The organism is Sphingobacterium spiritivorum (assembly GCF_016724845.1).
In the GTDB taxonomy this organism is placed as follows: Bacteria; Bacteroidota; Bacteroidia; order Sphingobacteriales; family Sphingobacteriaceae; genus Sphingobacterium; species Sphingobacterium spiritivorum_A.
This window is the reverse complement of record NZ_CP068082.1, coordinates 2,620,816-2,634,485: the sequence shown is the minus strand read 5'-3', so window position 1 is coordinate 2,634,485 and position 13,670 is coordinate 2,620,816. Positions and strand designations below refer to the sequence as shown.

General features: G+C 39.9%; 12 protein-coding genes. 3 read left to right on the top strand and 9 right to left on the bottom strand.

Features of this window, described 5'->3' with window-relative positions; translation table 11 throughout:
• Nucleotides 1-20: 20 nt before the first annotated feature.
• Complete coding sequence (locus I6J03_RS11075; protein ID WP_003012148.1) at nucleotides 21-419, bottom strand: hypothetical protein; 399 nt, start codon at nucleotides 417-419, stop codon at nucleotides 21-23.
• 138 nt (nucleotides 420-557) lie between these two features.
• On the opposite strand from I6J03_RS11075, the gene pepT reads away from it, so the two are divergent.
• Nucleotides 558-1,820, top strand: a complete 1,263-nt coding sequence (gene pepT / locus I6J03_RS11070; protein ID WP_003012146.1) for a peptidase T — start codon at nucleotides 558-560, stop codon at nucleotides 1,818-1,820.
• A 32-nt stretch (nucleotides 1,821-1,852) separates the two neighbouring features.
• Nucleotides 1,853-2,422 (top strand): nitroreductase family protein, encoded by a 570-nt coding sequence (locus tag I6J03_RS11065; protein WP_003012144.1) that lies wholly within the window; start codon nucleotides 1,853-1,855, stop codon nucleotides 2,420-2,422.
• Between the two features lie 40 nt (nucleotides 2,423-2,462).
• On the opposite strand, the gene I6J03_RS11060 is transcribed toward I6J03_RS11065, so the two are convergent.
• The 8 genes from I6J03_RS11060 to I6J03_RS11030 all read right to left on the bottom strand — a co-directional run bounded on the left by I6J03_RS11060 (nucleotide 2,463) and on the right by I6J03_RS11030 (nucleotide 12,656).
• On the bottom strand, nucleotides 2,463-3,149 hold the full coding sequence (locus I6J03_RS11060; RefSeq protein WP_236586225.1) for a hypothetical protein: 687 nt from the start codon (nucleotides 3,147-3,149) through the stop codon (nucleotides 2,463-2,465).
• Complete coding sequence (locus I6J03_RS11055; RefSeq protein WP_003012140.1) at nucleotides 3,109-3,645, bottom strand: RNA polymerase sigma factor; 537 nt, start codon at nucleotides 3,643-3,645, stop codon at nucleotides 3,109-3,111. The genes I6J03_RS11060 and I6J03_RS11055 overlap by 41 nt, the downstream gene beginning before the upstream one ends.
• 89 nt (nucleotides 3,646-3,734) lie before the next feature.
• A complete protein-coding gene (locus I6J03_RS11050; protein ID WP_003012138.1) occupies nucleotides 3,735-4,988 on the bottom strand; it encodes a YeiH family protein in 1,254 nt (417 codons plus the stop codon).
• Nucleotides 4,989-5,274: 286 nt separating this feature from the next.
• Nucleotides 5,275-6,486, bottom strand: a complete 1,212-nt coding sequence (locus I6J03_RS11045) for a glycoside hydrolase family 88 protein (protein WP_201694366.1) — start codon at nucleotides 6,484-6,486, stop codon at nucleotides 5,275-5,277.
• A gap of 28 nt (nucleotides 6,487-6,514) precedes the next feature.
• Complete coding sequence (locus tag I6J03_RS11040; protein WP_003012133.1) at nucleotides 6,515-8,029, bottom strand: RagB/SusD family nutrient uptake outer membrane protein; 1,515 nt, start codon at nucleotides 8,027-8,029, stop codon at nucleotides 6,515-6,517.
• A gap of 12 nt (nucleotides 8,030-8,041) precedes the next feature.
• Entirely contained in the window at nucleotides 8,042-9,760 is a 1,719-nt protein-coding gene (locus I6J03_RS22760) for a SusC/RagA family TonB-linked outer membrane protein (RefSeq protein WP_003012130.1), read from the bottom strand.
• A complete protein-coding gene (locus I6J03_RS22755; RefSeq protein ID WP_232279859.1) occupies nucleotides 9,714-11,345 on the bottom strand; it encodes a SusC/RagA family TonB-linked outer membrane protein in 1,632 nt (543 codons plus the stop codon). Before I6J03_RS22755 ends, I6J03_RS22760 begins: the two co-directional genes overlap by 47 nt.
• A 168-nt stretch (nucleotides 11,346-11,513) precedes the next feature.
• Nucleotides 11,514-12,656, bottom strand: coding sequence for a FecR family protein (locus tag I6J03_RS11030; RefSeq protein ID WP_003012127.1), 1,143 nt, complete (start codon nucleotides 12,654-12,656; stop codon nucleotides 11,514-11,516).
• Between the two features lie 188 nt (nucleotides 12,657-12,844).
• On the opposite strand from I6J03_RS11030, the gene I6J03_RS11025 reads away from it, so the two are divergent.
• Nucleotides 12,845-13,462 (top strand): RNA polymerase sigma-70 factor, encoded by a 618-nt coding sequence (locus I6J03_RS11025; RefSeq protein WP_003012125.1) that lies wholly within the window; start codon nucleotides 12,845-12,847, stop codon nucleotides 13,460-13,462.
• Nucleotides 13,463-13,670: the final 208 nt, after the last annotated feature.

The window sequence follows — 13,670 nt, the reverse complement described above, 5'->3', positions numbered from 1 at the left end:
AGCCTCAAAGCAGTATGTCTTTATAATTGTATGGACTTGATACCCCTCAGGTAAGCCTGATACATCTCTGTCAGTTCCTGATATTTGAAGATAATAACCACACCTATTCCCATTAGAAGTCCCTTTACAGCCAGACTCAGCATAAAATAATCTGTGATCATAATATGCGTAGCCAACAGATAAGCACCGCTCATGATGAAAAATAATCCACAGATAATAATATACAGTTTAAAAAGAATCTGTATATTTTTCCGGCCTCTTTTGAGCAAAAGACTCCATATTGGAATCAGCAGGTAACTCAGCAATATCGCTAAGCCTGTTCTAAAGCAAATTTCATTATCACTAAAAATCAGGAAAGCCTGCACCAGTAGTAATAGAACAAATGTGGTCTTGTAAAACGGAAGCGCTTTGTTTTTCAAAATTTAAGATTTTACATAAAAGTAACTTAAAATAAGGCAATTACCAAATAAAAAGAGGAATGACAGTTAAAATTCGTCAATACCTTTATAGTTTCGTAATTTTGTGCTTATCATTTTTTTAAAGCGTAAATTTTCACCATGAGTACATTTGATATCAATAGCATAACAGATTTTTCGGTTTCCGAAAGATTTCAGCGCTATGTACAGATCGACACCCAATCAGACTCCGAATCACCTAGCTGCCCTTCCACTGAAAAACAAAAAAACCTTGGCAATCTACTTGTAGAAGAGTTGCTGGGCCTTGGTATTACAGATGCGGCAATAGATGAAAATGGCTATGTATATGCTACTATTCCTTCAAACACAGATAAGAATGTTCCTAAGATCTGTTTTTGCTCACACATGGACACTTCTCCTGACTCATCAGGTAAAGATGTAAAGCCTTTGGTACACAGCAATTATCAGGGGCAGGATCTGGTATTACCGGATGATACAACTATTGTCATCAAATTTGATCAGCATCCGGATCTTGCCAATCAAATCGGCAATGATGTGATCACCGCAAGCGGAACAACTTTGTTGGGAGCAGACGATAAAGCCGGAATAGCTGAGATCATGGATGCTGCCCGACTCTTCATGAATCATCCTGAAATCAAACACGGAGATATCAAGATCTTATTTACACCGGACGAAGAGATTGGCCGGGGGGTAGATAAAGCAGATCTCAAAAGACTGGGTGCAGACTTTGCTTATACTATGGATGGAGAGCGTGCCGGAACAATTGAAGATGAAACATTCTCTGCAGACGGCGCTACAATAACAATTCAGGGCGTATCTGTACATCCGGGATTTGCCAAAGGCAAAATGCAGAACGCTGTCAAAATTGCCGGAGCTATTATCGATGCACTTCCAAAGGACAGACTTTCACCTGAAAGCACCAGTAAAAAGGAAGGTTTTATACATCCTGCAAGTGTATCCGGAACTGTTGAAAAAGCGGTTATTCATTTTATCGTTCGCGACCATATCACTTCCAATCTCAAAAAACACGAAGATGAACTGGAAGCAATTGCGGAATCTGTTATCGCACAATATCCCGGAACTACTTTTACAATAGAAGTAAAAGAACAGTACCGTAATATGAAAGAGGTGCTTGACCAGTATCCGCAGATTATGGAAATCGGGATGGAAGCTATTAAACGAGGAGGCATGACTCCTGAAAGAAGAAGTATCCGCGGAGGTACTGACGGATCCCGTCTATCGTTTATGGGCCTTCCCTGTCCCAACATCTTTGCCGGAGGACATGCTTTTCATGGCAAACAGGAATGGGTATCTGTACAGGATATGCAGAAAGCGGTCATCACTATTCTGCATATTGCAGCATTATGGGAAGAGAAAGCATAAATTCTAAAATATAATTTTTGACTATATACAATATGAGCAATAAGAACGAAGTAATCGAGGCAATACAAACACGCAGAGCAGTTTTTCAAGCCAATTTCACAGATCAGGAAGTCAGCCGTGAAGATATTCTGACGATATTGGAAGCTGCGAACGCTGCACCTACACATAAAAGAACACAACCATGGCGTTTTGTAATCTTCCGCAAAGAAGGATTACAACGTCTGGGAACAGAGCTTTCCCGTATTTATAAAACGGTTACACCTGCAGAGAAATATCAGGAAAAAACAGAGATCACGATGGGCGAAAAAGCAACATTTTCCAATGTCGCTATAGCTCTTATTGTAAATTATACAGGCGAGCTACCTGAATGGGAAGAGTTAGCAGCAACATCATGTGCTATAGAAAACCTTTGGTTAGCAGCACATTCTCTTGGGTTGGGCGGTTACTGGGCCAGTCCTGGATTAATCAATCATCTGGGGGGATTCCTGAATCTGGAAGAGAATCAAAAATGTATCGGTATCTTTTACCTGGGTCATCATCAGGCAGAGAGCAGAGAGCCGATCCGTACACCAATAACAGAAAAGATACGTTGGGAAGAATAATAAACAAGAAAGGATGAATCTCTGATTCATCCTTTCTTGTTTATCTTGACGGGTACACTATCCGAAGGGTAGCAGATTTGCCTTCCCATTTAGGCCCCTTTTCCAGTAATGTCTTTGAGTTGTTTGCGATCTGGTCATTATCCGCTTGTTCTATGCGGATATTATAAGGTTTGCCCTTCTCATCTATCTCAAAAGAAACCGTTACACTTCCCCCTACCTCTAAACCGGGATTATTTTTATGTATATAATTATCCAGTTTTTTCCAGCCTCCTGCCGGCACCGCTTCTCCTCCGTTCATAATAGGCTCAACCTGAATACTGTATTCTCCCGCACTTAATTCTACATCCACTGTCCGTGACTGCTTTTGAACCATATAATTTTTCATCCACAAGAACACCAGTGATACCACGAATAATACAGCTGCTGCTGAGGCAATGGAAAGTCTTTGCCACCCGAAAAAGCGAACTCCTTTTTCCTGATGCTGCTCCGTTACCCGCTTATTCAGTCGTTGTTGTAGCAAACTCAGTTTTCCGATATCCACCTTATTCTGCATCCGGTATCCATCGATCGCATCCTGCAGGAACGGGTCTTCCAGCGCCTCACGTTCCAGCTGAAACATCTCATCCTTACTCATCAATCCATTGATGTAGTTGTGAATACGTGATAATTGATAATTATTTTCCATTTTACTTCTTCTCCATACATATTTTAAGGTTGCGCTTACCATTCTGAATGTAGCTTTTCACCTTATTCATATCATACCCAGTTTCTTCTACTATATCCTTATAACACTTTTGTTCCAGATAAAATAACCGCACACAGCGCTCCTGCTCCGGATTAAGGGTTAACATACAGGTTTCCAGTTTTTCGAAATGTGCTTCATCCCATAACTGGTCAGAGCTGTTATCTAACAAATGTTCACTCTCTGCGAGATGATCCTCAATGTCCACCTGCTGCACACGTTTATCTTTACGAAGTTGCATCAGGCAATAGTTACGCGAAAACGTGTACAACCAGCTTTTGAAGTTGTCCACCTGATGAATTCTCAATTTGTCGATCAGTTCTTCAAATATTTGCATTACTGCATCCTGACTACGATCTGCATCATTCAGGTATTTAAAGCATACACCATACAAAAGCGACATATAAGGAGCATATAACTTGCCCAATACATCCAGTTCGCCGCTGGCACGATATTGTTGTAAAAGTTCCCTTTCTGTCATAAATAAATTATTCCTTCATTGGTATTGATGCTTTAAGATACATTTTTCCATATAAAAAAATGGAAAAATAACCGGTAGCTGATCCTGCTCTACCGGAATAATACTAGCGCAATTAGCAGCGTCACTATGATATTAAAAGTCTGTGCAATCAGAAATGCGTAAAGCGGTTTTTTATTATCCTGTTTAAAAAGATCTTTAAAGTTGGTTTCTAAACCTATAGAGGTAAAAGCCAGAGCAAACCACAATCCCTGAAGACTTTTTAAACTTCCTTTCACAGTATCCACTTTTTCAGGAGAGATGACAAAAGAGAAAAGTAAGGATGCAAAAATAAAACCGATTACAAATTTGGGGAATCTCTCCCAGATAACTTTTAATGTAGGTTTCTCCTGCTTTGTTTCTTCATTGACGGATTTGGAATAGCTCCAGTAAATACTGATTGCGAAAGCTGCAATCCCTAACAATACATTCTGCGAAAACTTAACGATGGTACTTATTTTCAAAGCCTCCTCTCCGACCAGCGATCCGGATGCAACCACAGCACCCGTCGTGTCAATACTTCCCCCAAGCCATGCTCCGGTTACTTCCTGTGAAAGCCCCATCCAGCTGGCCATATAAGGCATAAAAATCATCATCGGTATAGCTGTGATCAATACTAATGAGATGACATAAGATAGCTTCTTACTGTCTCCTTTAATGGCTCCGGATGTAGCAATCGCTGCAGAAACTCCACAAATTGAAACAGCACTGGAAATCATCAGAGACATTTCATTATCTATCTTTAACTTTTTACACAGCCAAAATGCAAAGTACCACACCGAAAGAACGACAACAAGGGCTTGTATTAATCCCAAAGAACCGGCTTTAAGGATATCACCAAAGATGACAGTAGTTCCCAGCAATACCAAACCTATCTTGACATACAATTCTGTGCTTAATGCCTCTTTAAACCACTGCGGTAATTTAAAGAAGTTGCTGATCACAAGACCTATCACTAAACTAAAAATCACGGCTTCCAGATTATAATCCTTGACAACGGCATTGCCAGCAGCAATTAGCGCTAATACAGTCAACACAAAGACTACCGGAAATACAATTAACAATGCTTTTAAAGGTTTGGACAGCAATATGGCTCCAACAATTGCCGTTCCGTAAACTGCTGCAAACTGAAAAAATATGGTCGTAATATTCTCGGAACTCAGGACATCATGCTGCAGAGACGAGAGATCTGACCAGGAAAATCTTGGGGTTGGAATAATGATTCCCGATAAAGCTAAAGCAATAATTCCCAGACCTAAAATGACCACTACCCAGTCTTCTGAAAATTGAATTTTTTGATTGTTCATAATTTTGTGGTTGATTTATTTGTGAATAGCAGTTATGTATATATCCTGCCAAATCCAAAAATAAGGAATCACAAAAGTAATCTTTTTTACGGTAGACGCAAACCCGAGGCTACCCTCTTTCGCTTTTATTAAAGCATGTAAACAGGAAGTTACAATTCATTTTAAACCTATATAAACACTTCTTAAGTCAGGAATTGCTTTAGCACTTAAATGCTGACAAAAAGATAGCCGGTACAAAAATATGTACCGGCTATAAATTACTGAATGAAAAATTGGCTTTCTAATACTATAACAATGCTTTATAGCGCATAAGTGCCTCTACATAATAATAATCAGCATAAGTCAGGGGTACATCTATTTCGAAATTAGCAGGAATATGGCCTACGGAATGCTCTAATATAAAACCTCCATTGGTACCTTTTTTCGCTTTGTAATTTTTTGACCCCAGACTTTTCAACATTTTTTCCGCAGCTAGCAGATACTTTTCCTGCTGTTCTTTGTTGACATAAGACTGTAACTCGAGCAAAGCTGAGGCAATGATAGCTGCTGCAGAAGCATCTCGTTTAGCCTGCGTAATATTATCAGCATTGAAATCCCAGTAAGGAATGCCGTCTTTGGGCAGATTGGGATGATTTAATATAAACTCTGCGATGTGAATGGCCTGATTAAGATAAATTACATCTTTGGTATCCCTATACATCATAGTATAACCGTACAATCCCCATGTCTGTCCACGCGCCCATGCGGACTCATGTCTGGCACCCTGAGCTGTATGCCTGTTTCTGACTTCACCTGAGATGGAATCATAATCTACAACATGATAAGAGCTGTAATCGTCCCTGAAATGATGTTTCAATGTTGTATTTGCGTGAGTTTTAGAAATATTGATATATTTCTGATCACCACTTTCACGAGAGGCCCAATTAAGGAATTCGAGATTCATCATGTTATCAATAATTACCGGAAATTGCCATTTACTATTGACAAGATCCCAGGACTTGATACAGCCGACTTTGCTATTGAAACGTGAGATCAGTGATTCAGCACCTGTCAACAATACTTGCTTATAATGTGCACTTGGCTGCAGGCGATTCGCATTGCCGAAGCTACAATAGAGCATAAAGCCCAGATCATGGGTAGTTTTATCATCCTTTTCTTTTTCAAGTATCCGGAGCATCTTATCTGCTTCTGCTTTGAGGACAGGATCTCCGGCATATTCATAAAGATAAAGTAATGTCCCCGGATAGAAGCCGGATGTCCACCATTCCGGGCTACTCGTTTCCAGAGAATCCTTATTTGCATAATACGTTTTAGGAAGACGACCTGGTTCATTCAGTCTTGTGGCCATATACTTATATTGTTCCACCGCATCCTTAAGCTGTGTATCTATATATGCCGCAGATAAGTGCAACTTTCCTTGATTCTGCCCTGTTTTGGTTTGTGCGGTGAGTATTACCAATACACACATCAGCCCTATAATTGAAATTAATCCCTTCATTATATATTTTTTTGTTACGGATATAATTTTAGTAACCCGGGTTTTGAGGCAACAGATTAGCATTGCGACCAATTTCCTCCTGAGGTATAGGAAGCAATGCATGAAAAGACTTGACATTTGGTTGACTTTCATAAGCTGTTGCCCCATTAAATGCTTCTACAATTACTCCCCATCGCTTGAGATCATACCAACGTTTCCATTCAAAAGCTAATTCTACTCTACGTTCTTCACGTACAGCCTGACGGAAAGCATCCTGACTCATCCCGGATTGTAAATCTGCAGGATAAGAGCGACTTCCTTCCGGGGTATAGCGAGCTCTTGCACGAACAGCATTGATATAGCTATATGCCGCAGAGGTCGGGCCTCCGTTTGCTTCATTTATTGCTTCTGCAGCCATAAGTAGAACCTCGGCATAACGAAAGATTACATATTTATTATCTGAATCCGAACCTTCCGCACTGGCATTTTTCCCTGGATAAAGACACCACTTAGCCATATGGATTCTCGGCCATTTCCATTTCTGATAAGGGGTCATAACGCCTTTAACTGGTGTCTGGGTAAGAAAACTTACTTTTTTCCGATAGTCTTCATCAGAGACACTACTATACATTCCTGTTGAAGGTACAATTACGCTCCATCCCAGCATATCGGCATCTCTCACACCAGTCATTGGTGCTGTATAGTCAACATTTGCATTATTTTCTCCCGTTATCTTACCTGCAAAATCTACAACCCATATATGTTCGGACTGGTAGCCGAGATCCGCTTTCCACAGATTTTGATAGTCCTGTACAAGACCATACTGATAAGTCGACGCATTTTTAATAACAATTTCAGCCTGTTCAGCAGCTTCCGGCCAACGTTTTAATATCATATATACAGAGGCAAGTAATGTATGCGCTGAACCTTTTGTTGGTCTCGCTTTCACAGACCCTGAATATGTGTCCGGGAGATTTTTGATAGCGAAATCGCAATCAGCTATAATATTCTCATAGACTTTTTCAGCAGGTGTTTTATTAATATTCGTTACTTTGGAAGGATCGCTGACATATTCACCTATATAAGGAATGTCCCCGAAGAGTTGTACCAGATGATAATAGTATAAAGCTCTTAAAAGACGTGCCTCAGCTATCAATGCGGCTTTTTTTGTTTCATTCATGGTTACAGCCGGAATACCGTCTATTGCTGCATTTGCGGCTCCGATACCCAGATATGCGGTACGCCAGACAGCAAGAATATCCTGATTGCTGGAGTCATGTCTAAAGCTGTTCAATTGGATACGGCTGGATTGTGTACCAATATCACCAATATCGCAGTCATCTCCCAACAACTGAAGTACCATCACCAAGCGACGGCCATAACTATCTGCATTTGCCAATAAACTATAAATTCCCATTACAGATGCATCTGCATCGGCTTCTGTTTTAAAATATTGTTCCGGTGTCAGGATGCTGACAGCTTTTTCGTCAAGCTTTGTACAGGAAAAACTACTAACGAGAAGTGTCGTTAATATTAAAATTCTGAATAATGTGTTCTTGTTCATAATATTTCAAGATTAAAATCCGGCATTAAATCCAAAAGTGAATGATTTGATATTCGGATAGCTCATGTAATCCAGGCCTATATTTTGATTGGAGTCCTGGAAACTTACTTCCGGATCATATCCGGAATATTTTGTCCATGTCCATATATTCTGAGCACTGAAAAATACACGTAAACGTTTTACACCGATCTTCTGAAGAGATTTTTCAGTGAAATTATAACCCAGGGCAAGATTTTTCAGGCGGAGATAAGATCCGTCTTCAATCCAGCGTGAGGACACTTCAGGATTGTTTGCCGAATTCGCACGGGGAATGTCCGTATTGGTATTTTGAGGAGTCCATCTTCGCAAGGCATTCTTTGTTGCATTTCCTTTTCCTGCCATCCAGTCGAGCTCCATACGGGTTATATTCAGCATATCATTACCATATGATCCCTGCATAAAAATGTTCATATCAAAATTTTTGTATTTCAAGTCATTATTAAATCCAAATGTGAAATCCGGATGCGGATTTCCGATAACCTTACGATCATCAGCGTTGACTACACCATTTGGCCCTTCAGTCAGATTATTAGAAGCATCGCGACCGTAAATATCCTTATACCGGACATCTCCCGGTTTCTTGCCGGGCTGTGCACTAAAGTCGTCCCCCTGTTGGTAAAGCCCGTCAAACACCCATCCGAAGAAGGCTCCGACAACTTCTCCCTCGCGAAGAATCTGTGATTCGGTAGATAACATATGAGCCGGAATACTATTATATCGGATATCACCCTTAGGAAGTTGAAGGATTTTGTTACGATTGAATGTAATGTTAAAATCAGTACTCCATTTTACCTTATCATTAAGATTAACCGTTTGCAATCCGAATTCCCATCCTTTGTTTTGTACACTTCCTACGTTTTGAAGAGAATTGGTAAATCCTGAATAAATAGGTAAGGGAACCTGATACAGCAGGTCAACAGTCTTTTTATAATAATAATCTACTGTCAGGTTTATTCTGTTATCTAAGAACCCTATATCCAATCCTGCATCAGTTTGTTTTGTAGTTTCCCAGGTAAGATTCGGATTGGCAACATTTGTGGGGCGAACAGCATTTACCGGGATTCCTCCTATTGTAGTCAAGGTCGGAGAAAAACGAGCCAGTGACTGGTATGATCCTATTTCGGAATTTCCGGTTTCACCATAGCTTGTTCTGATCTTCAAGTTGCTAATGGTCTCAACAGATTGCATAAACGGTTCCTGTTTAACATTCCATGCAAATGCTCCTGATGGAAAAAATGCCCATTTATTATTTTTCCCAAATCGCGATGATCCGTCATAACGACCTGTGACTGTAAACAGATACCGGCTTTTAAAATTATAGTTGACACGTCCATAAAAAGAAGACATCAGCCAATCTTCCAGATTCGAAAATGCATTCTGATAACTCGATCCGGCCCCTAAGTTCCAAAAAGAAAAGCTATCTGAGATAAAATTACGATTATTGGCCTGCCAGGCTTCGTTCCTTGAGCTTTGATAAGAGTACCCTGCCATCACAGTAAGGTTATGAATATCATTGAATGTCTGATTGTAAGTCAGAAAATTTTCACTTATAAGATTGGTATTCTTATTTGCGTAGATAGATCCTATACCTCCGACATTCCGTCCTTCAACAAGTGCTTTAGAGGCGTAATTACCTGTACGCTCATTACTTATCTGTATACCTAACGTACTTCGGAATATCAGATTTTTCAACAATCCCAGCTATGTATGTATTTCCCTGAAAGAGATCTGTAGTTACCTTATTTTGACGTTCCGTAGCTACTGCCACTGCATTATCATGCGGATCACCCACCTGTTTCAATGTGTAATTACCATTTGCATCGTACACACCCTGAGTAGGCTCAAAGCGCAAGGCAGCAGCGATTACCCCAGCCGTGGTAGTGCCACTACCGGCTTCCTGTGTACGGACACCACTTAAGTAGTTTCTGTTAAACATTAGTCGTGTTCCCATTTTTATCCGATCAGAAAAAGTAATATCCAGATTTGATGTTCCGGATAGCCTTCTGAAATTAGAGTTAATAATTACTCCTTTCTGCCCGTAATGATTTAATGCTGTGTAATAACGAATATTATCCGAGCCTCCCGAAACAGCGAGTTGATTATTAAGCAGATTTCCTGTACGAAAGATCAGATCCTGCCAGTCTGTACCTGTTCCATAACTATCGGGATTGGGATATGGAATATTATTATTTCCAGAGTTGATATAGGTATCATTAATATAAGATGCAAATTCTGATGCATTCAGCAATTCGAGTCTTTTACCGACTTTATGTGTCGCCAGAGAATTATTAAATTCTATAGCAGGTTTACCTACTTTCCCTTTTTTAGTTGTAATCATTATTACACCGTTTGCTCCTCTGGATCCATAAATAGCGGTCGCGGAAGCATCTTTTAACACTTCTACAGATTCTACATCTTCAGGAGATGGCGGAGTACTTCCTGGAAATCCGTCAACGACATATAAAGGATCACTACTGGCATTTATAGAGGTACCTCCCCGAATACGAACACGGGGAGTTTTTCCCGGTTCGCCATTGGTACTGGATACAGCTACACCCGGTGCCCGCCCCTGCAGAGCCTGTGCTGTACCGGCCAACGGAAAAGCACTGATCTGCGCTTTATTTATTGAAGCTACTGACCCGGTCAGATCACTTTTGCGCTGTGTACCGTAGCCTACCACCACTACCTCTTCAATATCTGTACTCTTGCGATTCAGTCTGACGTTAAGGACAGATCCGCCCTGTACTGCTATCGTTTGTGTTTCATAACCGACCATACTAATAATCAGTGCAGCCTTGGAACCTGGTATCTGTATTTTAAACTGTCCCTGTTCATTTGTTGTTGTTCCCTGACCTGATACACCTTTGACAGAAACAGTTGCACCTGCAACAGGACCGACAGAATCTGTCACAGTACCACTTATTGAGGTCTGTACGGCTTCATTTTGCTTGGGAGGGATCGCCTTATCTTTAGAGGAATTGTGCAAATTTTCCTGTACAACAATAGTCTTCTTATTAATTGTATATACTACAGGCTGATTAATAAAACACTGTTTCAAGGCCTCTTCCAGTGATACATTCTTCAGATTAACTGATACAAGGTTACTGCTTAGCAGCATCAGTGGATTATAGAGCAAATGGTGGCCACTTTGTTCACTGATCTCAAGCAACGCTTTTTCAAGTGTTGACTTTTTGAGGGACAAAGTTACCTTTTGGGCATGCACAGCGGCATTCGCAGACATCGCCCCAAGCACCATAAAAAATGCTAATAGTTTCATGATTCTCCAGATTGTTGTGCCTCTAGAAAGACCATATAGTCTTGTCTGCACATCATAATTTTTGTACATTTGGTTTACGGGTTTAATGTAATTAAATAGGTTTTAATTGTATTGGCTTTAATACCGGGAGCGCTGCAATCGCTTCCGGTTATCTGATTTTAATAGAATTTATCCCATAACGTATATCCTCCTTCCTTCTATTCTAAACTTTACTGAGCCTGTAAGAGCCAGCATATCAAGCACATCCTGCACTTCCCCGAAGCGTGAAATGGTTCCCGAAAATATTTTATCTTTCATATTACCCTGGTAGACAATTTCCACATCATACCATCGTGCGATCTTGCGCATGATACTTTCTATTTCTTCTGCATCGAAGAAGAAGTTACCGCTTTGCCAGGCCAGTACCTCTTTTGGATTAAAGGTCTCCGTATCTACACGCTTACTCCCTTTATCATAAGTCGTACGTTGTCCTGGATGGAGATTATACCTTTTGCTATTTACATCCAAAAAAACCTTTCCCTCAATAAGAGAGGTTTGTACTGAAGGTTCTTCTGCATAGGCATTCACATTAAACCGTGTACCAAGCACTGTTATTTTCTGATCGGCAGTCTTCACAATAAATGATTTTCCGCTTTGTTTCTGTACATCGAAGAAAACCTCTCCTGCAATTTCAACGACGCGTTCGTCACCGGTAAAATAAGTCGGGAAACGTATAGACGATTCTGCATTTAACCATACTTTTGTTCCATCCGATAAGTCGACCTGATATTGTCCCCCTTTTGGTGTCCGTATTTTATGATAGCTGATCTTTGCTGCGGATAGGTTAGTCTGATCATATGCCAACTGCCCTTCCGTATTCTTACTGGCTAACACCTGCCCATCTAATGATAAATCACCAATTTTTAGAGAATTAAGATCCAGTTCCGCACCATTATCCAGTGTAAGAATTGCTTTATTCCCCCCCGGAAGTATTTTTTTATGGACGACCATAGCCCGATTATTACCGGCATCATCTTTCAGGTTCCATAACCAATAAGCTCCGAAACATACAATTAATACGGCCGCAGCAGTCTGGATACTCCTGAACAATAATTTATACTTTCGGGAAGCTGAAATTGTGATATGATCTTTTATTTTTCTATGGATTCGCCTTTTCACTTTTTCCTTTTCTCCCATACGCATTTCATTCCAGTTTGCATCCTGCAACTCAAAACCGTCCTCATAGGATTCCAGCATGAGATATTCTTCTTCTGTACAAAGTCCCTGTTGATGTTTTTCGTATAACCTGATGTATTCTTCTTTGGTTAGCATACTGTCCTCTATTTAGATTTCTATTTCTATAGAGTGTATTTCTGAAGTGTAACACACCTGCAAAAATATTTTTTGTTTCTATTTTATTTTTTATAATTGTATATGGTAATGGCTAGACATAATCATTACTCATCCATTAAAAAAACCAACTATAAATTAGATACCATCACGCTTATAAAGCAGATTCGATGCCTTTACGTAATAAGCAATATTATCAGAATACATTGCTGACAGATCAGCAATTATGGGTGACCGTTCAAATTGAGGATTGTCAGATAGCTTTTGCTACATTGTATGATCGGTTCTGGTCTCTTATTTACACAACAACATTTTCCTATCTGAATGATCGTGAGAAAAGTGAAGAGATAACGCTTGATATATTTTTGAATCTATGGAACAGGCGTCAATATCTCCAGATTCGTTCATTTTCTGCATACCTGCGGACATGTGCCAGATATCATGTTTATAAAGCGCTGAAGGACTTAAAAGAAAATCAGATTGCATTCAGTCAATATCAGGAGCATACAACCGAAACAAGTGTTTCAAATTTAGTACTTGAAAAGATGGAACAGGAAGATATAAAATCTTCGGTTGATGATGTTCTGAAGGAATTACCGCCTCGTTGTCAGGAAATTTTTCAACTAAGTCGTTTTGAACATTTAAGCAATGATGAGATTGCAATAAAGCTCGGAATTTCAAAACGTTCTGTCGAGAATCAGATAACAAAAGCATTAAAACATTTACGGATAGCATTCCGGATATTGTCAGGTACAGTCATTTTACTAACACAATGGCTCAAATTGTAAACAGCATTTGAAATTCTTCAGGCAAAACCTTTTCATAATCTCAACTTTTCTTTCCATTTAATTAGCGCAGGGTACAAACTAGTTATGATCCGGAATTCCCACGACTTTAATGAAGCTAATTAAGTCCGAAGATTATCCCCCTTTACCGGAGCAGGATAGTTCAGGTCAGTCATATCACAATTAATGGTAAAATTTGTAAAAGGGTCTC

Coding starts and splice junctions, on each gene's coding strand:
- I6J03_RS11045 (WP_201694366.1), bottom strand. CDS start 6,486: ATGAAGGGATTAATTTCAATTATAGGGCTGATGTGTGTATTGGTAATA.
- I6J03_RS11030 (WP_003012127.1), bottom strand. CDS start 12,656: ATGCTAACCAAAGAAGAATACATCAGGTTATACGAAAAACATCAACAG.
- I6J03_RS11040 (WP_003012133.1), bottom strand. CDS start 8,029: ATGAACAAGAACACATTATTCAGAATTTTAATATTAACGACACTTCTC.
- I6J03_RS11025 (WP_003012125.1), top strand. CDS start 12,845: ATGCCTTTACGTAATAAGCAATATTATCAGAATACATTGCTGACAGAT.
- pepT (WP_003012146.1), top strand. CDS start 558: ATGAGTACATTTGATATCAATAGCATAACAGATTTTTCGGTTTCCGAA.
- I6J03_RS11060 (WP_236586225.1), bottom strand. CDS start 3,149: ATGGTAAGCGCAACCTTAAAATATGTATGGAGAAGAAGTAAAATGGAA.
- I6J03_RS11050 (WP_003012138.1), bottom strand. CDS start 4,988: ATGAACAATCAAAAAATTCAATTTTCAGAAGACTGGGTAGTGGTCATT.
- I6J03_RS11065 (WP_003012144.1), top strand. CDS start 1,853: ATGAGCAATAAGAACGAAGTAATCGAGGCAATACAAACACGCAGAGCA.
- I6J03_RS22755 (WP_232279859.1), bottom strand. CDS start 11,345: ATGAAACTATTAGCATTTTTTATGGTGCTTGGGGCGATGTCTGCGAAT.
- I6J03_RS11055 (WP_003012140.1), bottom strand. CDS start 3,645: ATGACAGAAAGGGAACTTTTACAACAATATCGTGCCAGCGGCGAACTG.